Below are 25,569 nucleotides of genomic sequence, written 5' to 3' on the forward strand. Positions count from 1 at the left end.
GGAGAAACATCATGGTTTCGATCGCTTACCGCACCGCCGACGTCGACGGCCTGAAGGTCTTCTACCGCGAGGCCGGCGCGCCCGGCGCGCCGAAGCTCCTGCTGCTGCACGGCTTCCCCAGCTCCAGCCACATGTTCCGGGACCTCATCCCCCTCCTGGCCGACCGCTTCCACATCGTGGCCCCCGACCTGCCGGGCTTCGGCCAGTCGGACGGCCCCAAGGCCAACACCTTCGACTCCATCGCCGACACCATCGAGCGCTTGACCGAGATCGTCGGCTTCGACCGCTTCACCGTCTATGTGTTCGACTACGGCGCGCCCACGGGCTTCCGCCTGGCCATCCGCCATCCCGAGCGGATCACCGGCATCGTCTCCCAGAACGGCAACGCCTACGTCGAGGGCTTGAGCGACGGCTGGAACCCGATTCGCGCCTATTGGCAGGATCCGTCGCCCGCCAACCGCGAGGCGCTGCGCAGCATGCTGACCCTGGACACCACCCGCTGGCAGTACACCCACGGCGTGGTGGACCCGGCCGCGGTGTCGCCGGACGGCTACACGCTTGACGTCCACTACCTCGGCCGGCCCGGCGCCGACGACGTCCAGCTGGACCTGTTCGGGGACTACAAGAGCAACGTCGCGCTCTACCCGGCCTTCCAGGCCTACTTCCGCACCCACAAGCCACGCGTCCTGGCGGTGTGGGGCCGCAACGACCCGTTCTTCCTGCCGCCGGGCGCCGAGGCCTTCAAGCGCGACCTCCCCGACGCCCAGGTGCGTTTCTTCGACACCGGCCACTTCGCGCTGGAGACCCATGCGGCGGACATCGCCGAGGCGATCCGCGGCGTGTTCGGCTGACCCTCGCCGGCCTCACCTGAGACGAAGGAGATGGAGATGACCAAGACCGTGGCGATCGTGACCGGGGCCAGCCAGGGCATCGGGCGCGCGACAGCGGTGCGGCTGGCCCGGGATTTCTCCGCCCTGGTCCTCGTGGCGCGCGGCCGCGAGAACCTCGACGAGACGGCCCAGCTGGTCCGTGAGGCCGGCGCCGAGGCGCTGGTCATCGCCGCCGACCTGGGCGAGCCGGCGGCGGCGCAGCGGGTGGTCGATGAGACGGTCTCGGCGTTCGGCCGCATCGACGCCCTGCTCAACATCGCCGGCGCCGTGCCGCAGATCGACCTCTTCGAGATGACCGACGCCCAGTGGGACGGCGGCTTGGCGCTGAAGCTGCACGGCGCCCGCCGCCTGACCGTCGCCGCTTGGCCATTGCTGAAGGCGGCCAAGGGCTCGGTGGTGCTGATGTCCGGCAACTCCGCGGTCTTCCCCAAGGCGCCCTATGCGGCGGTCGGCACGATCAATGCGGCGATCGTGGCCCTGGCCAAGGCCTTCTCCGACCGCGGGATCGCCGACGGCGTCCAGGTCAACAGCGTGCTGCCCGGCCCGGTCATGACCGGGCGCCGCCAGTCCTATCTGGAGCACTGGGCCCCGCTGCACGGCATGACGGTGGAAGAGGCCGCCGCCAAGTTCCCCGAGGAAGCCGGCATCGCCCGCTACGGCGCGCCGGAGGAGATCGCCGAACTGATGGCCTTCCTGGTCTCGCCGGGCGCGAAGTGGATGACCGGCTCGGCCCTACGGATGGATGGCGGCGAGGTGAAGTCGATCTAAGTGGGCCTCTCAGCGACGGCTGGCCGTCCCCAGCCCAAGCTTCCTTCGCCGCCCGCCTGGCGCCATAGGTCGAAGCCATGCGCACGCACGCCGTCCGCCTAACGCCCGGGGCCGACCTGAAGCAGGCGCTGCAGCGCCTCACCGAGGCGCACGCGCTTCGCGCCGGCTGCATCCTGTCCGGTGTCGGAAGCCTGTCCCGCGCGCGCCTGCGGATGCCCGGCGCGGCCGGAGAGCCGGAGCGCTTCGCGACGTTCGACGAGCCCACGGAGATCGTGTCCCTGGCCGGCACCCTCAGCGCGGACGGCCTGCACATCCACATCAGCCTCGCCCGGCGCGACGGCGCCTGCGTCGGCGGACACCTGGTCTCCGGCTGCATCGTGCACACCACCGCGGAGCTGGTTATCGGCGAGCTGACCGAGGTCGAGTTCCGCCGGCCCGTGGACCCGGCCACAGGCTACGGCGAGCTCAGCATTCAGCCACGGTCGTTCGACGGGGACTAGGCCGGGGGTTTTCGCCTCGCAGCCTCAAGCACCTCGCGTACGGCTTCGATGACCGGCTCCGGCTGGCTGAGTTGGACGAAGTGATCCGAGTTGGAGACAAGCCGCCACTGGCCCACGGCGGAGCGCGCGGCAAGCGCCCGGTGGCCAGCCTGCCAGTCCTCGCGCTGCTGATCCTGCGCCGGCTGGCTGTTCCAGGGCCGCGTCGGCGGGTCAGAGGCCGAGAGCACAATCATCGGCAGGTCGCCGAAATCGCGGCGCACCTTCCACTCCTCGAGCGTGTCGAAGCTCGGCCCCCGGTCGGCGACGAAGTAGTGCCGCGACTGGTCGTATTCGGCTTCATACCAATAGGGATGGGTGACGATGTAGGTCAGGTAGGCGGTCTCCGCCGCCGTGTGCGGCGGCGGATATTCCATGCAGCCATTGTCTTTGAACGGCAGCTTGCCGGCCCGGGCCTGGCCCGCGCACGCCAGCTCGCGGGCGTCGCCCGCGCGGATATGCGCCTTGTCGATCTCCAGGCTCTCAGGCGGACGCGGATTCACCTGATTGGAGAAGCCAGGCTCGATCAGCACCAAGCCGGCGACGCGCTTCGGAAAGCGGTCGGTGAACACCGTGGCGTAGAAGCCGCCGATGGAATGGCCGACGATCACCACGGGCCCCTTCACGCGGAGCTTTCCGAGGACGGCCCGCATCTCGTCCGTGACGTTGACCGCGGTGATCGGCTTGGTCGGCGGATCGCTGAAGCCCATGCCGGCCCGATCGTAGAAGCAGGTGCGGGTCAGGCCGGTGATCGCCGGCTGCACCTTCTGCCAACTCAGCATCGAGCCCTCTCCGCCCGGCTCGAACAGCACGGTGGGGGAGCCGCGCCCCAGGCAAAGGGCGTGGATCCGACGCCCGCCGCCCATGTCGATGAAGGTCTTCCGCAGCAGTCGCGGGTCGAGTGTGGCGGCGCTGGACGCGGTTGCGGCGATGGCGAACGCCAGGAGGGCCGCCCCAGCCAGCCCGGCCGCTCGCCCAAGGTTTAGCCCGCTTCGGCCGCAGCGACGAGTCGACAGCCAGCCCATTGCGCCCCCAGCGACACCACAGCTTACCCCGGCTAGGAGATTACACTTGTAGTTCGCAAGTCAACGAGCTTTTCCGGCCGGCGGTCGCACGCACGGCCCGCCGAAAGGGCGGGCGGCTGAACTGCTACTTCGGGTGGATGCGCGAGATCTTGGTGCCTTGCAGCGTCAAGTCGGCCATCAGGCCCTTGCCGTTGAAGGGGAAGGCGTAGACGTCATGTGTCAGGGTGGTGCTGTCGGCCTCGGCCGCGCCGCTCTTGTTGATGACCGTGACGCTCGGGCCCGTGCCGGCGGACCAGCCGTCGCTCTTCCGCAGATAGTCCAGCGACTTCGGGGTCATGAAGAACAGGGCGTAGGCGAAGTCCTGGCCGCCGATCTGCAGCCCCCAGGAACCGCCCGTCAGATTGTAGAAGCCCGTGGGCTTGCCGCCTTCGAACAGGACGCCGTTGCCGGTCTCGCCGCCGAACACGAAGCCGGCCTTGAGGATCGACGGGAACACCAGCGTGGCCTTGGCGTCGCGGGCGAAGCGGCGCGAGCGCGGCTCGCTGCTGGCCAGTTCCTGCAGGGACGCACGGCCCCGCGCGACGAGCTTTTCGCGGTCGTCCGCATAGGCGGCGGTCAGGCCCAGAGGACCGACGGTCCCGGCGAGCGCCAGGCTGGTGACGGTGAAGGTGCGGCGGGTGAAGTGCATGGTGGCCCCTGTCCAGGATATCTGAATGCTCAAGCTGAACGCCGGGGCGCGACGTCCGTTGCATGCCAGCCGGGGCTTTTTCGTTTTGCGTTTGCTTCACGCGTTCATCGGACGCCGGCAGATCGGACTGGCTAGGCCTGCTCCTCTCCTGGAACTCGAAGCCTCGCCCCCGACGCTCCCTACCGCAGCGCCCCCGCCGCGAAGTCCCGCCACATCTGAGCCTCCTTGCGGAACGGCCCTTTCAGCTTCACCAGGCGCTTATCCATCTCGACCACAAGCTCGCGGGCCTCGTCCCTCCGGCCGTGGCGGGCCATGAACGCGGCGTAGCGGCCCAGCGCCTCGAAGCCCGGCATCCGCTCGGCGGCCCACTGATAGGCGCGGTCGGCCTCGTCGAGCCGGCCCAGGGCCTCGTAGGCGCGGCCGAGCGACAGGGCCGAGGGCGGCGTGCGCCCGTGCGCCTCGTCCTCGCCCAGCTTCTCGAGCACCGTCAGCGCGTCGGCGGGCCGGTTGAGCTCCAGGAGCGCATTGGCCAAACCCAGCAGCAGCACCGGATCGTCGGCATGCACGCCATGGGCGGCGGCGCGCCAGAGCGCCTCGGCCTCGGCGTGGTGGCCCAGGCTCGCGGCGGCGGCGGCCAGGCGCGACTGGTTGCGCACCGTGGGCGTCTCCTGGCAGGCGATCTTGGCCTCGCGGTACTCGCGGTGCGGGTCCAGCGTCTCGCGGGCGACCTTGGCGACATTGCGGGCCGTTTTGCCGCGGAAGAGGTCCGGGATCACGAACATCGCGATGTAGATCACGCTGCCGATCCCCGGGGCCATCAGCACGATCCAGATCCAGAAGGTGTCGCGCCCGGTGCGCACCACGTGCCAGCACAGCAGCAGGGCCACGCCGTAGGTCAGGATGAGGCTGAGGATCACGGGCGGTCGCCCTCGCGGGCCGCCTTGCGCGGATCGACCTTCTCGGCGGGCGCGAGGCGCATGACCTCGGTCTGGTACTTCTCATCCTCGCCGGCCGCCAGCAGGGGCGCGGCGTCAGCGCAGGCGGCGATCAGCGGCTCGACCCACTTCAGCTCGGCCTTATGGAACTCCGAGAGCACATGGCCGTGCACCAGCTCCTTGTCGCCCGGATGGCCGGTGCCCAGCCGCGCGCGGCGGAAGTAGGGGCCGACCTGGCTCACGATCGAGCGCACGCCGTTGTTGCCGGCCGCCCCGCCGCCCGCCTTCATCCGGAAACGGCCGGGGGCCAGGTCGATCTCGTCGTAGAAGACCACCAGGTTCTCGGGCTCGGTCTTGAAGAACTTCAGCGCCTCGCCCACCGCGCGGCCGCTCTCGTTGTAGAAGGTCTGCGGCTTGAGGATCAGGGTCTTCACAGACCCCGCCGGCGTCTCGATGGCGCCCTCGGCGGCGAAGCCGGAGAAGCGCGAGCGGAACGGCCCGAAGCCCCAGCGGCGCGCGATCTCGTCCACGGCCATGAAGCCGATGTTGTGGCGCGTCTTGGCGTAGGTCGGCCCCGGATTGCCGAGGCCCGCGATCAGCAGCATCTGGCCCCCCGAACCGCCGGGGCGGCGGGCGAAGCTTAAGCCTCGCCGCCTTCTTCCGCCGCGGATTCAGCGGCGGCGACCTCGGCGACCGCGGCGTCGGCCGCTTCATCTTCCTCGGTCTGCGACGACACGCCGGAGATGGTGGCGAGCACCGTCTCGGCCGGGATCGCCGCTTCGACGTTGGCCGGCAGCTTCAGGTCGGAGACGCGGATCGAGTCGCCGATCTCGAGGCCGGTCAGGTCGAACACCAGCTCTTCGGGGATGTGGTCGGCGGCGCAGGCCACCTGCACCGAGTGGAACACCACGTTGAGCGCGCCGCCGCGCTTGATGCCGGGCGAGGCTTCCTGGTTCTGGAAGTGCAGCGGCACCTCGATCTTGATCTGCTGGTGCGCGTCGACGCGGTAGAGGTCGAAGTGCCAGGGCGTGTCGCTGACCGGGTGCATGTCCACGGCCTTGGCGATCACCGGCTGGGTCTCTTCGCCGTACTTCAGGGTCACCAGGTGGCCCAAGAGCTTGCCGGTGTAGAGCGCCTTCTTGAACTCGTTCATCTTGACCGAGATCGCGACGGGATCCTTGTCGCCGCCGTAGAGGACGCCGGGGACCAGACCCGCGCGGCGGACCTCGCGCGTGGCGCCGGTGCCGGTCTTTTCGCGCACTTCAACGTTCAGAACGATATCGGCCATGGCCTTGCCTCAGAAACGAAACCGCCGCGCGAACGGCGCGCGGCGACGCTAGTTGCGACCCAAAGCGGGTCGAAAGGGTGCGCGTAGATACACAAAAGCCCCCGGCCGCGCAACGGGCCCGGGCGCGAAACCTACTGCGTCTTGTGCTTGGCGCGCGCCGCCGGGGTGGCGGCCGCCTTGGTCAGGCTGGCGTCGGCGACGGCCGCGGCGCGCGGATCCGGCGGCTCGGCCACGCCCACGCCCTTCATCAGGCAGTGACCGGTGTCCTCCAGCACGTGCTGGCCCAGGCAGAAGACGTCCTCGTAGTGCGGCCGGGCCACCGCCAGGCACTGGTAGAGGTTGAGCTTACTCATGTTGAGGCAGATGGCGTCGTTGGGGTCGGCCAGGATCGGCATCACCGAGCCCAGGCTGGCGTCGTCGGCGTAGCCCAGGGCCGCCAGGGCCGCGACCGCCAGGCTGTGGATCACCTCGGGCGTATAGGGCGGGTCCAGGCTCTGCGGCGTCAGGCCCATCTGGCCGCCGCCGCCCACCGCGCTCTGCAGGCGGGCGGTCTCGGCGGTCTCGCCCAGGCCCGGCGTGCTGGAAAGCTCCTTGGCCAGCGACAGGCGCGCATCGCGGCCGGGCACGTCGCCCTTCGACCAGGCCTGGTGCTGCACCTCATAGGCCGACTGGCGCACGTTGCGGCCGAGCGTGATCAGCTTGCGGCCGTCCTCGCCCAGCGCGCTGGTCACCAGGCCCGCGGCGCTGGCCGAGCCTGAGAAGCCCACGGCGTAGGCCGGATCCTTCATGATCTCATAGGCCACCTGGCGGCGCTGGTCGGCGTCGGCGGCGAACTTGCGCACCCCGGCCACGAAGGCCGGGTCCTGCAGGGCGACCACCGCGCCATAGGCGATGGCCCCGCGCAGCAGGGCGGTGGGCTCATAGGCCTCGCCGGTCTTCAGGCTCTGGGCCACGTCGGGGCCGCCGGCGAAAGCGGGCGAGATGGCGGTGGCGTGGATGACATAGGCCCGGTAGGCGCTGGCCTGCTCGATCACCCGCGGCGACAGGCTGACGGGCGGCGGGGCGGCGGCCACCGGAGCCGGCGGCGGCGGGGCCGGCGGCGGCGGCGCGGGGCTGGAGCAGCCGGCCAGGAGGGCGGCCAGCACGACGGACGCCAGGGCGGCAAGTTGGAAGCGGGCGGCGGCTGTGAAGCTCATCAGGAAGCCTTCCCCACGGACGCGCACGGCGTCGTTCTTAGAATCGTCCCCCGACGCGAGTGGACTCGCACAGACCGCGCCCTATGGGCAAGCGTGGCTGTGACGGTTCCCCCGGCTCAATCGAACAGTTTCGACACCGATTCCTCATTGGCGATGCGGCGGATCGCCTCGCCGATCAGCCGGTCGCAGCTGACATAGCGGATCTTGCCGCCGTCGCGGGCGCGTTCCGGCGGGGCGATGGAGTCGGTCATCACCAGCTCCTTCAGGATGGAATCGTTCACCCGCTCGACCGCCGCGCCCGACATGACGCCGTGGGTGACATAGGCCGAGACCTCGGACGCGCCGTGGTCGACCAGGGCCTGGGCGGCGTTGGTCAGCGTGCCGCCGCCGTCGATCATGTCGTCGAACAGGATGCAGCGCCGGCCGGAGACGTCGCCGATGATATTGGCCACCTCGCTCTTGCCGGGGCCGGAGCGGCGCTTGTCGACGATGGAGAGTTCGGCGTTCAGCCGCGTGGCCACCGCCAGCGCCCGCACCACCCCGCCCACGTCGGGCGAGACGATCATCAGCTCCGAGCACCGGGCGTGGTTGTCCTTGATGTCGGCGGCCAGGATCGGGGCCGAGAGCAGGTTGTCGGTGGGGATGTCGAAGAAGCCTTGGATCTGGCCGGAGTGCAGATCCATGGTCAGGACCCGGTCGGCGCCGGCCCGGGTGATCAGGTTGGCCACCAGCTTGGCCGAGATCGGCGTGCGGCCGCCGGTCTTACGGTCCTGCCGGGCATAGCCGAAGTAGGGCATCACCGCGGTGATCCGCTTGGCCGAGGCGCGTTTCAGCGCGTCGATGCAGATCAACAGCTCCATCAGGTTGTCGTTGGCCGGGTAGCTGGTCGACTGGATCACGAAGACGTCCTCGCCCCGGACGTTCTCGTCGATGGTCACCCAGACCTCGTTGTCGGCGAAACGCTTCACCTGGGCCTTGGTGAGCGGGAGGTCCAGATGGGAGGCCACGGCCTCGGCGAGCGGACGATTGGAGTTGCCGGCCAGCAGCTTCATCGGGTCCCCACGACTGACGCTTGATGGCCGGGCTTGTAGCAGCCGAAGACAGGGAGTCTATCCCTCCAGCACAATCGCCGACATGAGCCGCCCATAGTCGCCCTCGCCCCGCTTGAAGGCCCGGCGGTTGGAGAAGAAATCGTCCGCCTCCGCACAGGTGTCGCGGCCGATCCACTCACACGCGCTGACACTGGCGGCGGCCAGGCGGCCCAGCACGAAGGCCGGCAGGTCGAACATCCGCTTGTCCGGGGTCACACCGGCGCGGAAGCAGCGCGCGTAGTCTCGGTCGAAGTGGACGAACCGCTCCAGGAAATCCACGCCCACCTCGTAGGAGTCCGGCCCGATGCAGGGCCCGACCGCCGCGCGCAGGCGGTTGCGGTCGGCGCCCAGGCTCTCCATCCGCGCCACCGTGGCCTCGACGACGCCGGTCAGCGCGCCCTTCCAGCCGGCATGGGCGGCGGCCACGATCCGGGCCTGCGGGTCGGCGAGCAGGATCGGCGCGCAGTCGGCGGCCAGCGCCCCGCAGACCACGCCGGGCGTGGCGCTCACCACCGCGTCGGCCTGCGGCGGCCCGGCCGGCCAGTCGCCGTCGGCCACCAGGGCGGTCGCGGAGTGGACCTGATAGGCGGTGACGATGCTCTCCGCGCCGAAGTGGGCGGCGCAGCGCCTGCGGTTCTCGACGACGGCCTCCGGATCGTCCTTCGAGCCCAGGCCGACGTTCAGGCTGGCGTAGATCCCGCCCGACACCCCGCCGTTCCGGGTGAAGAAGGCGTGGCGCACGCCGGCCGCCTCCAGCAGCTTCGAGGTCAGCACCGCGGGCCCGCTCATGCCGCCTCATCCTCCACGTCCTCGAAGGCCGGCGGCGCCCAGCCGGGGGAATGGATCGCGCAGGCCTTGAACAGCTCGCCCATCTCGTCGGCGCCGATCAGCCGGGTGAGCTGGCGGCCGATCACCCCGCTGCGGCCCGGCGCGGCGCGCACCAGGGCCTCGGCCCGCGCGCCGATCCCCAGCCGCGAGAGGAAGGCCTGCTGGGTCTGGATCGCTGCTTCCGCGCCCTGCCCTCTCGCCGCCGCCATCACCGCGGGAAAGTCGGCGTGGACGGTCAGGTCCGCCTCGCCGGGGCTCTCCAGCGGGTCGACCTTCCGGTGCCGCCACAGCGCCTGCAGGGTGTCGCCGAAGCCCGGCTCGGCGCGGCCGTAGTCGATCAGCAGCGCCGCGCCGCCATCCGCCGCGATCCGCGCGCCCAGCGCCGCGCCAAGCGCCGCCTGCGCCGCAGACTGCTCGAAGACCTGCCCCGGCGCGGCGTCGGGCAGGAGCCCGGCGACCGGCGTGGAGGCCAGGCCGAAGGCGAGCTCGCCGTCCGCGTCCAGCCCCACCACCTGCTCGGCCCAGCCGATGGCGGTGCGCACGAACTGGCGGGCCGGCAGGCAGTCCAGCAACTCGTTGGCCACCAGCAGCAGCGGCGCGCCGTCCGGGACCTCGCCCAGGGTCCTGGTCCAGCGCACGCGGCCGGCCAGCCGCCCGGACTGCAGGGCGATCAGCGGCGCGGAGGTCTCCACCAGCCAGACGTCGGCGGCCTCCAGGGCGCCGGGCGCATGGCGCAGGGTCTTCAGGATGTCGCCCATCAGGGTCCCGTCGCCCGGCCCCATCTCCACCAGCCGGAACGGCGCGGGCCGGGCCAGCATCTCCCAGGCCGCGGCGATCCAGACGCCCACCAGCTCGCCGAACATCTGGCTGACCAGGGGCGCGGTGACGAAGTCGCCGCCCGCGCCCAGCGCCGGGCGCGTGGCGTAGTAGCCGAACCTCGGGTCGTGCAGGCAGGCGGTCATGTACTGGGCGACGCTGATCGGCCCGCCGGCGGCGATCTCCGCCGCCAGCCTGTCACGCAGGCCCATCGGAGGCCGCGATGGCGTCGGGAGCCAGGTGCTCTTCCTCCTCGGCGAAGGCCGGCGGCAGGGGCTCCTTCAGGCCGCGCCAGATCAGCCAGGCGCCGATCAGAACCATGGGCGTCGACAGCATCATCCCCATGGTCAGGCCGAAGGGGAAGCTGGGCATCCAGCTGTCCGGCGCGCGCACGTTCTCCAGGCTGATGCGGATCAGGCCGTATCCCACCAGGAACAGGCCCAGCACCACGCCGCGCCGGTTCAGCCAGTGGCGGCGGTGGGTGGCCCAGCGCAGCAGGCAGAACAGCACAACGCCCTCCAGCCCCGCCTCGTAGAGCTGGCTCGGATGGCGCGGCAGCGGGCCGGCGTCGGGGAACACCATGCCCCACGGCACGGTCGTAGGCCGGCCCCACAGCTCGCCGTTGATGAAGTTGGCGATACGGACCAGGAAGCCGCCGATCGGCTCGGCCGCCACGATCAGGTCGCCCAGCCTGAGCGCGTCGATCTTCTTCACGCGGGCGAAGATCAGGCCTGTGACAAAAACGCCTATCGCCCCGCCATGGAAGCTCATGCCGCCGTGCCAGGTCTTCAGGATCTCCACCGGGTCGGTCCAGATCAGCGCGGTGCGGTAGAACAGGACGTCGCCCAGCCGTCCGCCGACGATCACCCCCAGCGTCAGCCACAGCACCAGGTCGTCGATCTCGATCGGCGTCGCCGTCGGCGGCCGGTAGGCCCAGAGCTTCTCATTGCGGACCATGCTCACGACATAGCGCCAGCCCAGCAGGATGGTGGCCACATAGGCCAGGGCGTACCAGCGGATCGCAAAGGGTCCGATCTGGACCAGCACCGGATTGATGTCGGGGAAATGCAGCAGGACCCGGCTCCGCGTTAGGGTTGACTGTCGCTTTAGAGGAGAACCTCTTCGCTTTCACCCCTTTAGCCCCATATAAGGGGTCTCCGGCAGGCCTGTCGTCCGCCGGCCCGAGTACCCGATGCAGACGCAGAATCCCTTCCTCGACGAAATGGCCAAACTCTCCACCGCCGCCATGGGCCTGGCCCAGGCGGCCGGCGAGGAGGCGCGCGCCGCCGTCCGCGCCCAGGCCGACCGCATGGTCGCCGAGATGGACCTGATCCGCCGCGACGACCTGGACGCGCTGAAGGCCGAAGTGGCCGCCCTGCGGGCCGAGGTCGAGGCCCTGCGCGCGGCGGCCCAGACATCTACGGCGGCGGCGGCGAAGACTACGAAGACAAAGCCGAAGGCAGGCGGCGCAGCCTGACCTCGCACTTGCACACAGGAATGTGGCCTGCGTCCGCTAAGAACCGGATGACGCGCCGGCCGCGAAGCAGCTTAGGTTCAGTATCGCAGGCGAATCGGGGGCGGCCGTCTGCTCCCCGCCCGCTGCGAAAGGGGTCTTGAATGGACACCACCAGCCCTTCCGACGACAGCGTCCAGCTGGGCGCCGATCCCCTAGATGTGGTCGAGCATGTGCTCGCCGCCGAAAACCTCCCCTTCGACCGCACCGAGGACGGCGACCTCGCCTTCTCCCTGGCCGGCGACTGGAAGGACTATGAGCTTTGGTTCGCCTGGCGGCCGGAGGGCGACTGCCTGCAGCTTTGCCTCTCCATGGACCTGACCATCCCCACCGAACAGCGCGCCCACGCCATGGACCTGATCGCCCAGGTCAACCCGCGTGTCTGGCTCGGCCACTTCGAGCTGTGGGAAGACGGCGAGGTGATCTTCCGTCACGGCATGGCCCTGATGACCGGCGAACAGCCGAGCCTGGCCCAGGCCGCAGCCATGATCGACGTGGCCGTCGAAGGCGCCGACCGCTTCTATCCGGCCTTCGACTTCCTGGTGCAGGGCTCCAAGTCCCCCGCCGAAGCCATCGCCGCCTGCATGTTCGAGACCGTCGGCGAGGCCTGAGCCGAGTTCCTCATGGGCTGTCATCCCGGAAAGCTGCGCCAGCAGCTTGTCCGGGACCCATAGACACCGAGCTTCCAGGCTAACGTCGGCCCATCTGCGCGTATGGGTCCCGGCCTTCCGCTACGCGCAAGCCGGGATGACACCTCGGGGGCCGGCGGCTAGCTTGCCCCCATGATCACCCCGATCCTGATGCTGGGCGCGGGCCGCATGGGCGGCGCCATCCTCGAAGGCTGGGACAGGGCCGGCGCCTTCGACGCCCGCGACATCCTGATCCTCGACCCGAACCCCTCCGACGCCGCGCGGCGCGCGCAGGGCCGGGGCGCCCGGCTGAACCCGCCGGACGCTGACCTCGCCGCCGCCCAGACCGTCATCCTGGCGGTGAAGCCGCAGAAGTGGCTGGAGGCAGCCGGCCAGTACGCCGCGGTGCTGTCTCCCGAGGCGGTGATCGTCTCCATCGCCGCGGGCGTGCCCTCGCAGGCCATCGCCCGCGCGTTCGGCGGCCGCGCCGTGGCCCGCGCCATGCCCAACACCGCCGCCGCCATCAACCGCGGCGTCACCAGCCTCTACGCCGACGACCCGGCGGCCCGCGCCCGGGCGCGGACCCTGTTCGAGCCGCTGGGGACAGCGGTCGACCTCGGCGACGAGGCCCTGATCCACGCCGCCACCGCCATCTCCGGCTCGGGCCCGGCCTATCTCTACGCCTTCATCGAGGCCCTGGAGGCGGCGGGCGCGGGCATCGGCCTGCCGCGCGCGGACGCCGAGCGCCTGGCCCGCGCCACCGCCATCGGCGCCGCGGCCCTGCTGGAAGCCACCGGCGAGGAGCCGGCGGAACTGCGCCGCCAGGTCACCTCGCCCGCCGGCACCACCGAGGCGGCGCTGAACGTCCTCCTGGGCGAGCACGGCCTGCCCTCCCTGCTGCGCGAAGCCGCCGCCGCCGCCCAGCGCCGCTCGAAGGAACTCGGCGGCTAGGCCATGCCCATGCGCCCGGCCGGCGAGCTGACCCAGGTGCTGGAGATGCTGAAACGCCACACGGCGGTCGCCCCGGTCCCGACCGAGCCGCTGGCGATGATCCTCTGGGAGAACATCGGCTACCTGATCGACGACGACCGGCGGCGCAGCCTGTTCGACGCCTTCGCCGCCGAAATCGGGATCAGCGCTCCGGCCATCCTGGCGGCGGACGACGCCACGCTCCTGCCCCTGGCGACGCGCGGCGGCATGCGGCCTGAGGTGCGGGTGCGACGCTGGCGCGACATCGCCGCCCTGGTGCGCGACCGCTGCGGCGGCGACCTCGACGGGGCGCTCCGCGCCCTGCCGCTCGCCAAGGCCCGCGCCCTGCTGCGGGCCTTTCCGATGATCGGCGGGCCGGGCGGGGACAAGATCCTGCTGTTCAGCGGGATCGCGCCGACGCCCAGCCTGGAGTCCAACGGCCTGCGCGTCCTGGGCCGGCTGGGCTTCTTCGCCGAGCAGCCCAGCTACGCCGCCTCTTACAAGGACGCCCTCGCGGTGCTGGCGACGGCTGGCCTAAGGGCGTGCGAGGAGCTGGTCGACGCCCACCAACTGCTGCGCGAGCACGGCAAGACCCTGTGCCGGCGCGGCGAGCCGCTGTGCATGGCCTGCCCGCTGTCCGAGACCTGCCCCCGCGCGCCGGTCAGCGCCCTCTAGCCGTCCGCCCGCCCGCACTTTCGGCCGCGCACCAGGAGAGTCGCGCGGGAGGGCGAGTGGACGATCTCGCGCTGGCGCACCTGCAGGCCGAGGTCGCGCATCGTTTCCACGGCGGCCTTGGCGCTCGCCTGGCCCTTGCCCGGCGCCTCGAAACGCCCGCCGTTCCGGACATCGCGGATCGAGAGCAACAGGTCGCCGCCCGGCTTCAACACCCCGGCCATCTCGGCCAGGGCGCGCTCGGGGTCCGGCCACAGGTGGAAGCTGTTGACCGCGAAGGCCACGTCGAACTTCTCGTCCGGGAACGGCAGGTCGCCGGCCTCGCCCAGCCGCAGGTCGAGCGCCGCGTCGCCCCGGTGGCCGTTCAGCCGCCGCCGCGCGCGGGCCACCATCAACTCGGAATGGTCGATGCCCGCCACCAGTCCCAGCGGGACCTTGTTGGCCAGCATCTCGAGCGCCCGGCCCGGCCCGAAGCCGATCTCCAGCACCGCCCCGCCGGGCGGCGGATCCAGCGCGTCCACCGTCGCGCGGTTCTGCGCGGCGTTGAGGCCGCCCATCAGCCAGCCCATGACGACACCGAAGGCGCCCTGCGGCCGCACAGCCTGCTGCATGAGAGGTCTCATCGTCTCGCTCATGCCCCCTAGTCGCCACGGGGCCGCGAAACGGATGCGGAGGATCTATCCCGGCAGGCGCACCACCGCGCGCAGGCCGCCGAGCGGCGAACGGGCGAGGGTGATGTCGCCGCCGTGCCCGCGGGCCACGTCGCGGGCGATGGCCAGGCCCAGGCCCACGCCCTTGGTGTTCTGGTTGCGCGCCTCGTCCAGCCGCCCGAAGGCCTTGAAGGCCTCCTCGTATTGCGCCTCGGGGATGCCCGGCCCGTCGTCGTCCACCAGAATCTCGACGCCGCCCTGCTCGCGCACCCGGGCGGCGACCTCGACGTGCTCGCCGTGCACCGCGGCGTTCATCACCAGGTTGGAGAGCGCCCGCTTCAGCGCATTGGGCCGCACCGCCGCGGTCAGCGCGGGATCGGCGGCGATGGCCACCTGCGCGCCGGCGCGCCGCGCGCCCTCGCTGACCTGTTCCAGGAGTTCGCGCACGTCGACGGTCTCGATGGCTTCGCCCCCCTCGCCGCGGGCGAAGGCCAGGTACTCGTCGATCATGTGCTCCATCTCGGCGAGGTCGGCCTTCATGGCGGCGTTGCGTTTGGAGGGCTCGGCCAGGGCCAGCGCCAGCTTGAGGCGCGTGAGCGGCGTGCGCAGGTCGTGGCTGACCGAGGCCAGCAGCGTCGTGCGCTGTTCGATGTGGCGCTGGATACGGCCGCGCATGTCGAGGAAGGCCCGCGCCGCGCGGCGCACCTCCCGCGCCCCGTGCGGCTTGAACGCCTCGACGTCGGCGCCGCGCCCGAAGGCCTCCGCGGCGTTGGCCAGCCGCTCGATGGCGCGCACCTGGTTGCGGATGAACAGGATGGCGATGGCGGTCAGCAGCACCGTGGCCACCGTCATCCACAGGACGAAGATGTGGCCCTGGGTCGCGAAGGCGCGGTCGCGGGGCGCGATGATCCGCATCACCCCGCCGGGCACGGCGACGCGGATGTCGACGAAGGCCGGATAGCGCGTGGTGTCGAACCAGAACGGCTGGTCCAGCCGCTCCGACAGCGCCCGCTGCAGCGACTGGTCGATGGGCGCCAGGAACGGCTCGATCAGCACCGGCTCGTCGCGCCGCGAGGCCGGCAGCTTCTGGCCGGGCTTCAGCGCGATGGACAGGCTCATGGACTCCTCGGCGCGCTTCGAAAGCTTGTCGAAGGCCGCGGGGCTGGGATCGTCGAGGTAGCTTTCCACGGCCCAAGCGATGTCGCCGGCCAGGCCTTCGGAGAGGCGGCTGGTCACCGTCTGCCAGTGGGCGTCGAAGAAGACGTAGGTCACCGCGATCTGCATGATCGCCACCGGCAGGACGATGATCAGCAGGGAGCGGCCGAACAGGGTCTTCGGCATCTGCCGCTTGATCCAGCGGCCGATCACGCGCGGGCTACGGGCCATCAATCCGGCGCCAGGCGGTAGCCGACGCCGCGCACCGTCTGCAGATAGCGCGGCGCCTTGGGATCGGCCTCGATCTTGCGCCGCAGCCGGGTCACCTGCACGTCCACCGCGCGGCCGGAGGGATCGACCGTGCCGCGCGCCAGCTCCAACCGCTCCACCGCCTCGTCCGGCGTGCGCGCCAGCTGGCGCAGCAGGGCCACCTCGGCCTCGGTCAGCTTCACTGGCTCGCCGTCGGAGGTGAGTTCGCCGCGATCGGGATCGAAGCGGCAGCGGCCCAGCGACAGCGCCGTCCCCTGCGCCGGGCGGTCCGAGGCGCGGCGCAGGATCGCCTCGATGCGCAGCAACAGCTCCTCCGGCTCGAAGGGCTTGGCCAGATAGTCGTCGGCGCCCAGCTTCAGCCCCTCGATGCGGCTGCCCGCCTCGCCCATGGCGGTCAGCATCAGCACCGGCGTCTTGCCGGCCGGGCCCTTCTGCTCGCGCAGCCAGCGGGTCAGCGAAAAGCCATCCTCGCCGGGCATCATCACGTCCAGCACCGCCAGGTCGAAGTCCAGTGCCCCGATCAGCTTGCGCGCGCCGGCCCCGCCCGACGCCGCGGTCACCCGGAAGCCGGCGCGGGCCAGGTACTCCTTCAAGAGCTCGCGGATGCGGTCGTCGTCGTCCACCACCAGGAGGTGGCGCGCCCGTCCGCCGGCGGCTTTCGGGGCGCCGCTCACCGGCCGCCCCGCAGGAAGGCCGGGCCATTTTGTTTGACGTCGGAGGCGCAGGAGGGTTCTAGAGGAAGCTTGTGGAAGGAGGTCATCCCCTCATGTCTATCGTGCCCTTCGACGATCGCGACGGTTGGATCTGGCTGGACGGCCAGTTCGTGCCCTGGCGCGAGGCGACGGTGCACGTACTGACGCATGGCCTGCATTACGCCTCCGCCGTGTTCGAGGGCGAGCGGATGTACGGGGGCGTGATCTACGAGCTGACGGCGCACACCGAGCGTCTCTTCAAGTCCGCCGAGATCCTCGACTTCCAGATCCCATTCACGGTGGCCCAGATCGATCAGGCCTGCAAGGACACCTGCGCCAAGAACGGCCTGACCGACGCCTACGTCCGCCCGATCGCCTGGCGCGGCTCGGAGATGATCGGGGTCTCGGCCCAGATGACCAAGATCCATGTGGCGATCGCCTGCTGGGAATGGCCGAGCTATTTCAAGCCCGAGGAGAAGGCCAAGGGCATCCGCATGTGCTGGGCCAAGTACAAGCGCCCTTCGCCGGAGACCGAGCCGGTCCACGCCAAGGCCAGCGGCCTCTACATGATCTGCACCATCTCCAAGCACGCCGCGGAGAAGGACGGCTACACCGACGCCATGATGCTCGACTACCGCGGCTATGTGGCGGAGAGCACCGGGTCCAACGTCTTCTTCATCAAGGACGGGGTGATCCACACGCCGGTGGCGGACTGTTTCCTGAACGGCATCACCCGCCAGTCGGTGATCAAGCTGGCCCAGGCCAAGGGCTTCGAGGTCATCGAGCGGCACATCCGGCCCGAGGAGCTGTCGGAGTTCTCCGAGTGCTTCGTCACCGGCAGCGCCGCCGAGGTGACCCCGGTGGCGGAGATCGGCGAGTACCGCTTCACCCCCGGCAACATTTCGCTCAGCCTGGCGGACGACTATTCCAAGCTGGTCCGGCGCGAGCTGGTCGAGGCCTGATCGGCTACCAGATCCCCGGCGCGTACCGCCAGCGGACGCGCCGGGCGTAGTCGTCATAGCCCGGCAGCTCGGCGCGCAGCATCCTCTCCTCGCCGAGGGTGCGTAAGGCCAGGCCGGCCAGGGCCAGCGGCGCGATCGCCAGACCCCACCACGACCCCAGCATCAGCGGGCCGCCCACGAACTGCCACAGGGCGAAGGCGTACATCGGGTGGCGCACGACCGCATAGGGGCCGGTGTCGATCACCGTCTGGCCGCGTTCGGCCTGCAGCTTGATCACCGGGGCGGCGAAGCTGTTGGTCGCGAAGACCCAGGCCACGCCCAGGTAGCTCAGCACGATCAGGACCGCGCCCAGGCCCTGCGCCCAGACCGGGACGTGCGACCAGCCAAGCCGCCGCGCGTCGAGGCCCATCAGCGCGGTCCAGCCGGCGTAGACGATGATCACCAGGGTCATGAACACCCGGTCCCAGGGCTTCTGGTCCTTCTGATAGGCGGACTTCAGCCGCTCCTCCAGCAGGGCCGGATCGGCCTTGGCCAGCCACAGGCTGACGCCCAGGCTCGCCGCCAGGTAGAGGCTGAGATAGGCCCAGCCGCTGGGCCAGGCGAGCGTCCCCGCGCCGCCGAACAAGAGGCCCGCCAACACCGCCATCATGGCGGCGATCTCGGCGAGCAGCAGGGCGATCAGGCGGCCCACGGGGCGAGCCGCCCGGCTAGAACGCCCAGCCGTAGGGTTGCACGATGGGCGCGCCCTGGGCCAGGCGCACCACGCCCACGACGGAGCGCACGATGGCCCACAGCCAGGCCAGGAAGCAGATCGCGCCGCCCGCCCACATGAAGGGGATGCCGATCAGGATGAAGCTGAAGGGGAAGCTGACCAGGGCCAGCGCCCCGCCCAACAGGCAGACGATCAGCGACGTCCAGAAGGTGCGGATGATGTAGGTGTAGTGGCTGGCGTTGGCGGGACCGGAGGCGCCGCGCAGCACATAGGCCATGATCACCCCGATGATCAGGGTCAGGCCGTGGAACAGGCCCAGGATGATCAAAGCATAGACCACCGCCGGCATGGTGCGGTCTTCAAAGGCGCCGCTCTGGGCGCGGTCGTAGTCGTATTGGGAGCTCATGGGAGTCCTCCTGGCCCCGATCATGCCGCAAACCACGGTTCGCGCTAGATAAGGTTTCGTAAGGATTCAGTCGCGGACGACTGTGATCTCCACACCCGCGCCCACCGCGTCGGGGGCGAGCGCCAGGGGCTTCTCCACCCGCACGCGGGCCTTGGTCACCCGCGCATCCTCCAGGCAGGCCGCGGCCAGCCGCTCGGCGAAGGTCTCCACCAGCTCGATGTGGCCCTGGCCGGCGATGTCGCGGGCGGCGGCCAGGATGGTCTCGTAGTTCAAGGTGTCGGACAGCCGCTCCGACCCGGCGCTCGGCACGTCCAGCTCCACGTCGACCACCAGCGGCTGCACCCGGCCGATCTCGTGGCGATAGACGCCGATCTGCGCCTGCACCTTCAGGCCGGTGACGAACACCCGGGTCATGGCGGTGCGCAGGGTCATCGGCGGGGCGCGCTATCCCAGCTCGAGGTCGTTGATCGAAAGGTCGGCCCGGCTCGCCCAGTCGCCCGGCCGCCAGGCCGCGCCCGAGGCCGCCCAATCCTCAGCCGTTACGCTGACCCGGTTGGTGGGCGTCTCCTCGATGGCCACCGCGACCGCCTCGAACGGCAGGCCGTCGGCGGCGAGGAAGGCCGAGAGCTTCAGCAGGAAGGCGATGGCCAGGGCCTCGGTGGTCGGGTCGCCCCGCATCACCATCAGCCGGGACAGACGCTCCGGCTCATGGGCGCGGAAATAGTCGATCAGCGGGTCCTCGGCGTTGACCTGGAAGGCGTGGTCGACCGCCTCGTCGATCCAGGCGTGCCAGCGCCGCTTCAGGTCGGCGAACGAGGCGGCCATGTTCGAGGCGCCGAAGTCCATGTCGCGCTTTGGGCGCAGGGTCACCGTCACCACCTCGTTGTGGCCATGCGGCGTCAGGCACTTGCCGTCGGCGTCGTGCAGCAGGCGGTGCGCCATCGAATAGCGCCGCGAGAACTCCAGTTGGACCATGCCTGCCTCTACTACCTCGCGTTCACGTCGAAGGCGACGTCGCGCGGGCGCCGCAGCAGGGACTCGCCGCCGTCGACCGTCAGGTTCTGGCCCGTGAAGCTGGGGGTCTCGACGATGAACCGCAACGCCCGGCGCAGGTCCTCCAGGGTGCAGGAAAGCCCCAGCGGCGTGTCGGCGACGGCGGCGTGGAAGTCCGCCTCGGTCTGGGCGCCGCTGGGCAGGGCGAGGCCCGGGGACAGGCCGCACACCCGCACCCGGGGCGCCAGCGCCAGCGCCAGGGTCGGCGTCAGGTTGGCCAGCGCCACCTTGCCGACCGTGTAGGCGAAGAAATCCGGGTTCGGGAAATTGACCTTCTGGTCCAGCACATTGACCACCAGGCCGCGTTCGGCTCGCAGGCCCTCGGCGAACCCCTGGCAGAGCAGCAAGGGGGCGGCGAGGTTCGAGGCCAGGGTCTCGATCAGCGCCGGCTTCCGGACGGTGGCGACCTCGTCGTAGCTGAAGGTCGAGGCGCTGTTGACCAGGACGTCCAGGTCCGGGAAGGCGGCGAAGGCCTCGGCGATCAGCCGGGCGCAGTCGGCCTCGTCGTTCAGGTCGGCGTTGAGGGCCAGCGCCCGGCCGCCGGCGGCCTCGATCTCGGCGGCCAGGGCGGCCGCGTCCTCGTGGTGGGCGCGGTGGTGGATGACCACGGCGCGGCCCATGGCGGCCAGCTCCCGGACGAACGCGGCGCCGACGCGGCGGGCGGCGCCCGTGACGAGCGCGGCGCCCAGGGTCACGTCTGGCGTTTCTGGAACCACTCGACGCCCGCGGCCCGCGTCTCGTTGAAGATGTCGGGCTTGCGGATGCTGATCCGCGCGGCGTCAACCAGCGGGTCCTCGAAGACGAAGTCCGTCAGATCGGCCAGCAGGGTCTCGAGCAGGGGCGTGTGGCCGCGCTTGGGCCACCGCAGGATCTCGTCGCGCACCCGGTCGTAGTCAAGGTAGCCGTGACCGGACTCCGCGTCGAACACCGTCGCCGTATAGAGCTCGACGGAGACCAACAGCCGGTTCGGCCGTTCAGGATGTTGTTCCCAGGGATGCAGGCCGCAGCGGACGCTCACCTCGACGTCTTCGAGGATCGCCGCCTGATAATCCGCCTGATTACGCCAATCCATGCCGCGCCGGGGTTCCCGTTCCGGCCTCGCCATAACAGTCGGGCCTTGCGGCGGCAACGTGGGGTCGGGCCGTACTCACCACCGCTCATCCCGGCGAAGGCCTAGCCGACCCCCAGCCAATCGCCCGCCGCCTGCCCCGCGATCAGCCGGCCAAGCCCGCCGGCCAGGGCGGCCGGATCGGCGTCCGCCAGCCGCCCGCTCGCAGGGCCCAGGGCGGCGGCGCGGACCCGCGGCCCGAGCGCCGAGGCCAGGAGCAGGGTCGCCTCCCGCAAGGCCGCGTGGCTGAGCGCGTAGGAGAAGGGCGCCTGGGGGGCGCCGTCCGTCCGGTCCAGAAGGTTGACGATCAGTCCCTCACGGCCGGGTGGCAGGCGCCGCGCAAACGCCTGGGCCAGCACCAGCGGCGCGCGCAGGTTGGTCTCCATGTGCGCGTCCCAGGTGGCGCGGTTCATGTCGGCGAAGGCGTCCTCGTCGAAGACGCTGGCGCTGTTGACTAGCAGGGTGATGGGCCCGAGCTCCGCCTCGGCCTGGCCGACCAGGGCCACGGTGGCGGCCTCCTGGCGCAGTTCACAGGCCAGGATCACCGCCTTGCGGCCGCGGGCGCGGACGTCCGCCGCGGCGGCTTCGGCCTCGGCCTCGTCGTCCGCCGCGCGGACCTGGATGGCGACGTCGTAGCCGGCCTCGGCGGCGGCCGACGCCAGGGCGCGGCCTATGCGCCGCGCGCCGCCGGTGACCAGGGCCGCGCCGCGCTCACCCATGGAAGCTTGGGGCGAGGCTCAGGGCGCGGCTCAGTCGAACCGGCCGAACTCGACGCGGTTGAAGACCGCGATCACCGCGATGAAGATGACGATGACGTAGATGCCGGCCATGAGGGGCTCCGAAACTGCTGACCGGGCTTTACAGCCCTTCCCCGCGATGGGGAAGAGTTCAGCGGAAGCGGGCCCTTTTCGGCAATCTGCCCTTCACCGAGTTACCGCCGATCACTAAGATAAGGGGTGAAGCCCGACGGCCCATGGCCTAATCAGGCGATCCGCTGAAAAACGAAGCTCCCGGAGGACGTCATGCGCGAGTACCTCAAGTTCTACATCGACGGCGAATGGGTCGACCCGGTCGAGCTGAAGACGCTCGACGTCGAGAACCCGGCCACCGAAACCGTCGCAGGCAAGATCGCGGTCGGCTCCGCCGCCGACGTCGACAAGGCCGTCAAGGCCGCGCGCAAGGCCTTCGCCTCCTGGTCGCAGACCACCCGCGAGGAGCGCATCGAGGTCCTGGGCCGCATCCTGGCCGAGTACCAGAAGCGCTTCGGCGACCTGGCCACCGCGGTCACCGAGGAGATGGGCGCGCCGTCCTCCCTCGCGCAACGGGCGCAGGTGCCGATCGGCATGGGGCATCTCTCCACCGCCATCGAGATCCTCAAGACCTTCAAGTTCGAGGAAGACCGCGGCCCGACGATGATCGTCAAGGAGCCGATCGGGGTCTGCGCCTTCATCACGCCCTGGAACTGGCCGCTGAACCAGATCGTCTGCAAGGTCGCCCCGGCCATCGCCACGGGCTGCACCATGGTGCTGAAGCCCTCGGAAGTGGCCCCGTTCACCGGCCAGATCTTCGCCGAGATCATGCACGCCGCCGGCGTGCCGAAGGGGGTCTTCAACCTCGTCCAGGGCGACGGCCCGACCGTGGGCGCGGCGATGTCCAGCCATCCGGAAGTGGACATGGTCTCCTTCACCGGCTCGACCCGCGCCGGGATCGAGGTGGCCAAGGCGGCCGCCCCGACCGTCAAGCGCGTGGCCCAGGAGCTGGGCGGCAAGAGCCCGAACATCGTCCTCGACGACGACGCGTTCGCCAAGGGCGTCGGCCGCGGCGTGGCCACCATGATGACCAACTCCGGCCAGTCCTGTAACGCGCCCACCCGCATGCTCGTCCCGACCCAGCGGATGGACGAGGCGATCGCGGTCGCCAAGGAAACCGCCTCCGGCGTCACCGTCGGCGACCCGAACGGCAATTCCCAGCTGGGCCCGGTGGTCAACAAGACCCAGTTCGACAAGATCCAGAAGCTGATCCAGGCCGGCATCGACGAGGGCGCGACCCTGGTCATCGGCGGCGTGGGCCGGCCGGACGGCCTCGACAAGGGCTACTATGTGAAGCCCACCGTCTTCGCCAACGTCACCAACGACATGACCATCGCGCGCGAGGAGATCTTCGGACCGGTGCTGTCGATCCTGGGCTACGAGAGCGTCGACCAGGCCGTTCAGATCGGCAACGACACCGAGTACGGCCTGGCCGCCTACGTGCAGTCCGGCGACCTCGCCAAGGCCCGTGAAGTGGCGTCCAAGCTGCGGGCCGGCCAGGTGTCGATCAACGGCGGCGGCGGCGACCTGACCGCCCCCTTCGGCGGCTACAAGATGAGCGGCAACGGGCGCGAGTGGGGCGACTTCGCCTTCCACGAGTTCCTCGAGATCAAGGCCGTGCTGGGCTACGCGCCCAAACAGGCCGCGGAGTAAGCCTCGCTCACACCGATCAGGGGGCCGCTCGCAAGGCGGCCCCTTTTTCGTTTCAGGACCCCGCCATGACCGTGATGGATTCCGACTTCGCCGCCATGCTCGAGCAGCAGGCGGAGGCCGCCAAGGCCCAGCCGCAGCCGGCGCTCGACGCCCTGCCGCCGGACCTGGTGCGCGCCGGCTACCGCATGCAGCGCCAGGCCCAGGACCAGAACGCCCCCAAGGACGTCGAGGCCCGTGACCTGATGGTGGCGGGCGCGATCCCCGCCCGGCTCTACACCCCGCCCGGCGCGCCGACGCCTTCGGCGCTGCTGGTCTATTTCCACGGCGGCGGCTTCGTGATCGGCGACCTGGAAACCCACGACGGCCATTGCCGCCGCCTGGCGGCCGGCGCCGGCTGCCGCGTGCTGGCGGTGGATTACCGCCTGGCGCCGGAGCATCCGTTCCCCGCCGGCCACGACGACGCGCTGGCGGCGACCGCCTGGGCCTTCGACCACGCCGGCGAGATCGGCGCCGACCCGGCCCGCATCGCCGTGGGCGGCGACAGCGCCGGCGGCAATCTGGCGGCCTCGGTGGCGCTGGACCTGAAGGACGATGCCGAGCGGCGCATCAAGTTCCAGCTCCTGCTCTACCCCGGCATCTGGCCGGACGAGGAGACCGCCTCGCGCAAGGCTCTGGACGGCCCGGTGCTGACGCGGGCCGCCCTCGACTGGTTCGAGAAGCTCTTGGCCGCGGCCGGCCACCCGCACGCCCACCGCGCCATGCTGGGCGCGCGGGACCTCGCCGGCGCGCCGCCCGCCCTGGTGGTCACCGCCGGCTTCGACCCCCTGAAGGACGAGGGCCGCGACTACGCCGAGCGCCTGAGGGCCGCGGGCGTCTCCGCGATCCACGTGGAATACCCGGCGCTGGTCCACGACTTCTACATCATGGCCGACGTCTCTCCCGCCGTGGCCAAGGCCGCGGCGGACACGGCGGCGGCGCTGAAAGCGGAGCTGGCCTAGTCCAGATCCTCGCCCGCCCGCCGGCGCTGGGCCCAGGCCAGCACCGCCATGCCGGCGGCGGTGGAGAGCAGCGAGCCCACCACCACCCCGATCCGCACCTGGCCCTGCGCCACCGCGTCGGTCGAGGGGAAGGCGAGCTGGCCGATGAACAGGCTCATGGTGAAGCCGATGCCGCAGAGCAGCGACAAGCCGTAGAGCTCGACCCACTTCGCCCCGGTGGGCCGCCGCGCCAGCTTGAGCGCGATCACCAGGAAGGCCGCCCCGAACACCCCGATCTGCTTGCCGAGGAAGAGGCCCGCCGCCACGCCCAGCGCCACCGGGCCGAACAGGTCGGAGAGGCCGATGCCGCGCGCGCTGAACCCCGCCGCGCAGAAGGCGAACAGCGGCAGGATCAGGAAGGCCACATAGGGGTGCAGGCCCTCCATGAAGTCCTCCAGCACGCCGGGCCGGCCGGGCTTGCGCGCCTCCAGCGGGATGGTCGCCGCCGCCGCGACGCCGGCCAGCGAGGTCGAGATCCCCGACTTCAGCATGAAGCCCCAGACGATCACGAAGCCCACCGCGTAGAGCAGGTAGGGCGCGCGCCGCCAGCGGCCGAGCAGGCCCATGCCGGCCAGCGCCACCAGCGCCCCGGCCAACTCCAGGATCCGGAAGTGGTCGGTGAACAGGAGGCCGATCAGGCCCACCGCGCCCAGGTCGTCGACGATGGCCAGCGTCAGCAGGAAGACCCGCAGGTTCGGCGGCAGCTTCGGCCCGGCCACCGCCAGGGCGGCGATGGCGAAGGCGATGTCGGTGGCCACCGGCGTCGGCCAGCCCTGCGGCGCCGCGCCTGGGCCGCTCATGTTCAGCGCCAGGTAGATCAACGCCGGCCCGACCATGCCGCCCAGCGCCGCGATCACCGGCAGGGCCAGGCGGCGCGGGTTGGCGAGCTCGCCGCGCACGATCTCGTATTTGATCTCCAGCCCGACCACGAAGAAGAAGACCGCCATCAGGCCTTCCTTCACCCAGTCGATGATTGACAGCGTCTCGGTGAAGGCCCCCAGCTGGACGGTGAACGGCGCGCCGATGAAGCCGAAATAGAGGTGCGCCCAGGGCGAGTTGGCGAGCACGATGGCCCCCACCGCCGCGATCGCCAGGATCAGGCCCGAGGCGCTTTCGGTCTTCAGGAAGTCGAGCGTGATCCGCTTGGCCATGACGCCCGGTTAGCATGGCCTTGCGCCCACGCCTAAGGTATCCGAACGGCTGACAGACCCCACCCTG

The 25,569-nt window shown here is 70.7% G+C and carries 31 protein-coding genes; 10 read left to right on the forward strand and 21 right to left on the reverse strand.

Features of this window, described 5'->3' with window-relative positions:
* Nucleotides 1–11 precede the first annotated feature (11 nt).
* The 3 genes from E8A49_RS02385 to E8A49_RS02395 all read left to right on the forward strand — a co-directional run bounded on the left by E8A49_RS02385 (nt 12) and on the right by E8A49_RS02395 (nt 2,158).
* Nucleotides 12–851 (forward strand): alpha/beta hydrolase, encoded by an 840-nt coding sequence (locus E8A49_RS02385; RefSeq protein ID WP_293375961.1) that lies wholly within the window; start codon nt 12–14, stop codon nt 849–851.
* A 36-nt stretch (nt 852–887) separates the two neighbouring features.
* Nucleotides 888–1,658, forward strand: coding sequence for an SDR family oxidoreductase (locus E8A49_RS02390; RefSeq protein ID WP_293375963.1), 771 nt, complete (start codon nt 888–890; stop codon nt 1,656–1,658).
* 77 nt (nt 1,659–1,735) lie between these two features.
* Nucleotides 1,736–2,158, forward strand: a complete 423-nt coding sequence (locus tag E8A49_RS02395) for a PPC domain-containing DNA-binding protein (protein WP_293375965.1) — start codon at nt 1,736–1,738, stop codon at nt 2,156–2,158.
* Here the strand turns inward: E8A49_RS02395 and E8A49_RS02400 are convergent.
* From E8A49_RS02400 to lgt, 10 genes are all read right to left on the reverse strand, one after another.
* On the reverse strand, nt 2,155–3,060 hold the full coding sequence (locus E8A49_RS02400) for an alpha/beta hydrolase (RefSeq protein WP_293375967.1): 906 nt from the start codon (nt 3,058–3,060) through the stop codon (nt 2,155–2,157). The two genes, E8A49_RS02395 and E8A49_RS02400, sit on opposite strands and share 4 nt — an antisense overlap.
* Nucleotides 3,061–3,343: 283 nt before the next feature.
* Complete coding sequence (locus E8A49_RS02405; RefSeq protein ID WP_293375969.1) at nt 3,344–3,940, reverse strand: lipid-binding SYLF domain-containing protein; 597 nt, start codon at nt 3,938–3,940, stop codon at nt 3,344–3,346.
* A gap of 146 nt (nt 3,941–4,086) precedes the next feature.
* The gene (locus E8A49_RS02410; protein ID WP_293375971.1) at nt 4,087–4,824 is read right to left on the reverse strand and encodes a hypothetical protein; all 738 of its coding nucleotides are present in this window, start codon (nt 4,822–4,824) and stop codon (nt 4,087–4,089) included.
* Complete coding sequence (gene pth / locus E8A49_RS02415) at nt 4,821–5,447, reverse strand: aminoacyl-tRNA hydrolase (RefSeq protein ID WP_293375973.1); 627 nt, start codon at nt 5,445–5,447, stop codon at nt 4,821–4,823. Before pth ends, E8A49_RS02410 begins: the two co-directional genes overlap by 4 nt.
* A 35-nt stretch (nt 5,448–5,482) precedes the next feature.
* Nucleotides 5,483–6,130, reverse strand: coding sequence for a 50S ribosomal protein L25/general stress protein Ctc (locus tag E8A49_RS02420; protein WP_293375975.1), 648 nt, complete (start codon nt 6,128–6,130; stop codon nt 5,483–5,485).
* Nucleotides 6,131–6,261: 131 nt separating this feature from the next.
* Entirely contained in the window at nt 6,262–7,326 is a 1,065-nt protein-coding gene (locus E8A49_RS02425) for a hypothetical protein (RefSeq protein ID WP_293375977.1), read from the reverse strand.
* A 116-nt stretch (nt 7,327–7,442) separates the two neighbouring features.
* Nucleotides 7,443–8,378 carry a ribose-phosphate pyrophosphokinase gene (locus tag E8A49_RS02430; RefSeq protein ID WP_293375979.1) on the reverse strand — a complete coding sequence of 312 codons (936 nt, stop codon included), beginning with the start codon at nt 8,376–8,378 and terminating at the stop codon, nt 7,443–7,445.
* 57 nt (nt 8,379–8,435) lie between these two features.
* Nucleotides 8,436–9,206 (reverse strand): peptidoglycan editing factor PgeF, encoded by a 771-nt coding sequence (pgeF, locus tag E8A49_RS02435; RefSeq protein ID WP_293375981.1) that lies wholly within the window; start codon nt 9,204–9,206, stop codon nt 8,436–8,438.
* Nucleotides 9,203–10,273, reverse strand: a complete 1,071-nt coding sequence (locus E8A49_RS02440; RefSeq protein WP_293375983.1) for an SAM-dependent methyltransferase — start codon at nt 10,271–10,273, stop codon at nt 9,203–9,205. The genes pgeF and E8A49_RS02440 overlap by 4 nt, the downstream gene beginning before the upstream one ends.
* Nucleotides 10,260–11,132 (reverse strand): prolipoprotein diacylglyceryl transferase, encoded by an 873-nt coding sequence (gene lgt, locus E8A49_RS02445; protein WP_293376263.1) that lies wholly within the window; start codon nt 11,130–11,132, stop codon nt 10,260–10,262. Before lgt ends, E8A49_RS02440 begins: the two co-directional genes overlap by 14 nt.
* A gap of 121 nt (nt 11,133–11,253) precedes the next feature.
* Between lgt and E8A49_RS02450 the strand changes: the two genes are divergently transcribed.
* The 4 genes from E8A49_RS02450 (at nt 11,254) to E8A49_RS02465 (ending at nt 13,847) form a co-directional block, all read left to right on the forward strand.
* Nucleotides 11,254–11,538 carry an accessory factor UbiK family protein gene (locus E8A49_RS02450; RefSeq protein ID WP_293375985.1) on the forward strand — a complete coding sequence of 95 codons (285 nt, stop codon included), beginning with the start codon at nt 11,254–11,256 and terminating at the stop codon, nt 11,536–11,538.
* A 140-nt stretch (nt 11,539–11,678) separates the two neighbouring features.
* Nucleotides 11,679–12,185 (forward strand): YbjN domain-containing protein, encoded by a 507-nt coding sequence (locus tag E8A49_RS02455; RefSeq protein WP_293375987.1) that lies wholly within the window; start codon nt 11,679–11,681, stop codon nt 12,183–12,185.
* A 174-nt stretch (nt 12,186–12,359) separates the two neighbouring features.
* A complete protein-coding gene (gene proC, locus E8A49_RS02460) occupies nt 12,360–13,154 on the forward strand; it encodes a pyrroline-5-carboxylate reductase (protein ID WP_293376265.1) in 795 nt (264 codons plus the stop codon).
* A 3-nt stretch (nt 13,155–13,157) separates the two neighbouring features.
* Nucleotides 13,158–13,847: a hypothetical protein gene (locus E8A49_RS02465; RefSeq protein WP_293375989.1), complete on the forward strand. Its 690-nt coding sequence runs from the start codon at nt 13,158–13,160 to the stop codon at nt 13,845–13,847.
* Here the strand turns inward: E8A49_RS02465 and E8A49_RS02470 are convergent.
* The 3 genes from E8A49_RS02470 to E8A49_RS02480 all read right to left on the reverse strand — a co-directional run bounded on the left by E8A49_RS02470 (nt 13,844) and on the right by E8A49_RS02480 (nt 16,593).
* On the reverse strand, nt 13,844–14,455 hold the full coding sequence (locus E8A49_RS02470; RefSeq protein ID WP_293375991.1) for a class I SAM-dependent methyltransferase: 612 nt from the start codon (nt 14,453–14,455) through the stop codon (nt 13,844–13,846). The two genes, E8A49_RS02465 and E8A49_RS02470, sit on opposite strands and share 4 nt — an antisense overlap.
* Before the next feature lie 66 nt (nt 14,456–14,521).
* Nucleotides 14,522–15,880, reverse strand: a complete 1,359-nt coding sequence (locus tag E8A49_RS02475; protein WP_293375993.1) for an ATP-binding protein — start codon at nt 15,878–15,880, stop codon at nt 14,522–14,524.
* Nucleotides 15,880–16,593 carry a response regulator transcription factor gene (locus tag E8A49_RS02480; protein ID WP_293375995.1) on the reverse strand — a complete coding sequence of 238 codons (714 nt, stop codon included), beginning with the start codon at nt 16,591–16,593 and terminating at the stop codon, nt 15,880–15,882. Before E8A49_RS02480 ends, E8A49_RS02475 begins: the two co-directional genes overlap by 1 nt.
* A 92-nt stretch (nt 16,594–16,685) precedes the next feature.
* On the opposite strand from E8A49_RS02480, the gene E8A49_RS02485 reads away from it, so the two are divergent.
* Entirely contained in the window at nt 16,686–17,573 is an 888-nt protein-coding gene (locus E8A49_RS02485) for a branched-chain amino acid aminotransferase (protein WP_293375997.1), read from the forward strand.
* A gap of 4 nt (nt 17,574–17,577) precedes the next feature.
* Here E8A49_RS02485 and E8A49_RS02490 read toward each other — a convergent pair whose 3' ends face one another.
* From E8A49_RS02490 to E8A49_RS02520, 7 genes are all read right to left on the reverse strand, one after another.
* Nucleotides 17,578–18,264 carry an isoprenylcysteine carboxylmethyltransferase family protein gene (locus E8A49_RS02490; RefSeq protein WP_293375999.1) on the reverse strand — a complete coding sequence of 229 codons (687 nt, stop codon included), beginning with the start codon at nt 18,262–18,264 and terminating at the stop codon, nt 17,578–17,580.
* 16 nt (nt 18,265–18,280) lie between these two features.
* A complete protein-coding gene (locus E8A49_RS02495) occupies nt 18,281–18,691 on the reverse strand; it encodes a hypothetical protein (protein WP_293376001.1) in 411 nt (136 codons plus the stop codon).
* Nucleotides 18,692–18,757: 66 nt separating this feature from the next.
* Nucleotides 18,758–19,123, reverse strand: a complete 366-nt coding sequence (gene folB, locus E8A49_RS02500) for a dihydroneopterin aldolase (RefSeq protein WP_293376003.1) — start codon at nt 19,121–19,123, stop codon at nt 18,758–18,760.
* Nucleotides 19,124–19,135: 12 nt separating this feature from the next.
* Nucleotides 19,136–19,666: a 6-carboxytetrahydropterin synthase gene (locus E8A49_RS02505; protein WP_293376005.1), complete on the reverse strand. Its 531-nt coding sequence runs from the start codon at nt 19,664–19,666 to the stop codon at nt 19,136–19,138.
* Nucleotides 19,667–19,677: 11 nt separating this feature from the next.
* The gene (locus E8A49_RS02510; protein ID WP_293376007.1) at nt 19,678–20,439 is read right to left on the reverse strand and encodes an SDR family NAD(P)-dependent oxidoreductase; all 762 of its coding nucleotides are present in this window, start codon (nt 20,437–20,439) and stop codon (nt 19,678–19,680) included.
* Complete coding sequence (locus tag E8A49_RS02515) at nt 20,436–20,816, reverse strand: dihydroneopterin aldolase (protein ID WP_293376009.1); 381 nt, start codon at nt 20,814–20,816, stop codon at nt 20,436–20,438. The genes E8A49_RS02510 and E8A49_RS02515 overlap by 4 nt, the downstream gene beginning before the upstream one ends.
* Nucleotides 20,817–20,917: 101 nt before the next feature.
* Nucleotides 20,918–21,571 carry an SDR family NAD(P)-dependent oxidoreductase gene (locus E8A49_RS02520; RefSeq protein ID WP_293376011.1) on the reverse strand — a complete coding sequence of 218 codons (654 nt, stop codon included), beginning with the start codon at nt 21,569–21,571 and terminating at the stop codon, nt 20,918–20,920.
* 303 nt (nt 21,572–21,874) lie between these two features.
* On the opposite strand from E8A49_RS02520, the gene E8A49_RS02525 reads away from it, so the two are divergent.
* The gene (locus E8A49_RS02525; RefSeq protein WP_293376013.1) at nt 21,875–23,314 is read left to right on the forward strand and encodes an aldehyde dehydrogenase family protein; all 1,440 of its coding nucleotides are present in this window, start codon (nt 21,875–21,877) and stop codon (nt 23,312–23,314) included.
* A 65-nt stretch (nt 23,315–23,379) separates the two neighbouring features.
* Nucleotides 23,380–24,312: an alpha/beta hydrolase gene (locus tag E8A49_RS02530; protein ID WP_293376015.1), complete on the forward strand. Its 933-nt coding sequence runs from the start codon at nt 23,380–23,382 to the stop codon at nt 24,310–24,312.
* Here the strand turns inward: E8A49_RS02530 and nhaA are convergent.
* A complete protein-coding gene (gene nhaA / locus E8A49_RS02535) occupies nt 24,309–25,502 on the reverse strand; it encodes a Na+/H+ antiporter NhaA (RefSeq protein ID WP_293376017.1) in 1,194 nt (397 codons plus the stop codon). The genes E8A49_RS02530 and nhaA overlap by 4 nt on opposite strands.
* Nucleotides 25,503–25,569 lie beyond the last annotated feature (67 nt).

Source organism: Phenylobacterium sp. (assembly GCF_004799515.1).
Classification (GTDB): domain Bacteria; phylum Pseudomonadota; class Alphaproteobacteria; order Caulobacterales; family Caulobacteraceae; genus Phenylobacterium.

What these genes read in the sequence shown, in the direction of transcription:
- E8A49_RS02530 (WP_293376015.1), top strand. Translation starts at nt 23,380, where the DNA reads ATGACCGTGATGGATTCCGACTTCGCCGCCATGCTCGAGCAGCAGGCG.
- E8A49_RS02520 (WP_293376011.1), bottom strand. Translation starts at nt 21,571, where the DNA reads ATGGGTGAGCGCGGCGCGGCCCTGGTCACCGGCGGCGCGCGGCGCATA.
- nhaA (WP_293376017.1), bottom strand. Translation starts at nt 25,502, where the DNA reads ATGGCCAAGCGGATCACGCTCGACTTCCTGAAGACCGAAAGCGCCTCG.
- E8A49_RS02475 (WP_293375993.1), bottom strand. Translation starts at nt 15,880, where the DNA reads ATGGCCCGTAGCCCGCGCGTGATCGGCCGCTGGATCAAGCGGCAGATG.
- E8A49_RS02515 (WP_293376009.1), bottom strand. Translation starts at nt 20,816, where the DNA reads ATGGATTGGCGTAATCAGGCGGATTATCAGGCGGCGATCCTCGAAGAC.
- E8A49_RS02390 (WP_293375963.1), top strand. Translation starts at nt 888, where the DNA reads ATGACCAAGACCGTGGCGATCGTGACCGGGGCCAGCCAGGGCATCGGG.
- E8A49_RS02470 (WP_293375991.1), bottom strand. Translation starts at nt 14,455, where the DNA reads ATGCAGCAGGCTGTGCGGCCGCAGGGCGCCTTCGGTGTCGTCATGGGC.
- pgeF (WP_293375981.1), bottom strand. Translation starts at nt 9,206, where the DNA reads ATGAGCGGGCCCGCGGTGCTGACCTCGAAGCTGCTGGAGGCGGCCGGC.
- E8A49_RS02525 (WP_293376013.1), top strand. Translation starts at nt 21,875, where the DNA reads ATGCGCGAGTACCTCAAGTTCTACATCGACGGCGAATGGGTCGACCCG.
- folB (WP_293376003.1), bottom strand. Translation starts at nt 19,123, where the DNA reads ATGACCCTGCGCACCGCCATGACCCGGGTGTTCGTCACCGGCCTGAAG.
- E8A49_RS02455 (WP_293375987.1), top strand. Translation starts at nt 11,679, where the DNA reads ATGGACACCACCAGCCCTTCCGACGACAGCGTCCAGCTGGGCGCCGAT.
- E8A49_RS02385 (WP_293375961.1), top strand. Translation starts at nt 12, where the DNA reads ATGGTTTCGATCGCTTACCGCACCGCCGACGTCGACGGCCTGAAGGTC.
- E8A49_RS02430 (WP_293375979.1), bottom strand. Translation starts at nt 8,378, where the DNA reads ATGAAGCTGCTGGCCGGCAACTCCAATCGTCCGCTCGCCGAGGCCGTG.
- E8A49_RS02420 (WP_293375975.1), bottom strand. Translation starts at nt 6,130, where the DNA reads ATGGCCGATATCGTTCTGAACGTTGAAGTGCGCGAAAAGACCGGCACC.
- E8A49_RS02465 (WP_293375989.1), top strand. Translation starts at nt 13,158, where the DNA reads ATGCCCATGCGCCCGGCCGGCGAGCTGACCCAGGTGCTGGAGATGCTG.
- E8A49_RS02495 (WP_293376001.1), bottom strand. Translation starts at nt 18,691, where the DNA reads ATGAGCTCCCAATACGACTACGACCGCGCCCAGAGCGGCGCCTTTGAA.
- E8A49_RS02395 (WP_293375965.1), top strand. Translation starts at nt 1,736, where the DNA reads ATGCGCACGCACGCCGTCCGCCTAACGCCCGGGGCCGACCTGAAGCAG.
- E8A49_RS02440 (WP_293375983.1), bottom strand. Translation starts at nt 10,273, where the DNA reads ATGGGCCTGCGTGACAGGCTGGCGGCGGAGATCGCCGCCGGCGGGCCG.
- pth (WP_293375973.1), bottom strand. Translation starts at nt 5,447, where the DNA reads ATGCTGCTGATCGCGGGCCTCGGCAATCCGGGGCCGACCTACGCCAAG.
- E8A49_RS02425 (WP_293375977.1), bottom strand. Translation starts at nt 7,326, where the DNA reads ATGAGCTTCACAGCCGCCGCCCGCTTCCAACTTGCCGCCCTGGCGTCC.
- E8A49_RS02485 (WP_293375997.1), top strand. Translation starts at nt 16,686, where the DNA reads ATGTCTATCGTGCCCTTCGACGATCGCGACGGTTGGATCTGGCTGGAC.
- E8A49_RS02505 (WP_293376005.1), bottom strand. Translation starts at nt 19,666, where the DNA reads ATGGTCCAACTGGAGTTCTCGCGGCGCTATTCGATGGCGCACCGCCTG.
- E8A49_RS02450 (WP_293375985.1), top strand. Translation starts at nt 11,254, where the DNA reads ATGCAGACGCAGAATCCCTTCCTCGACGAAATGGCCAAACTCTCCACC.
- E8A49_RS02400 (WP_293375967.1), bottom strand. Translation starts at nt 3,060, where the DNA reads ATGGGCGGCGGGCGTCGGATCCACGCCCTTTGCCTGGGGCGCGGCTCC.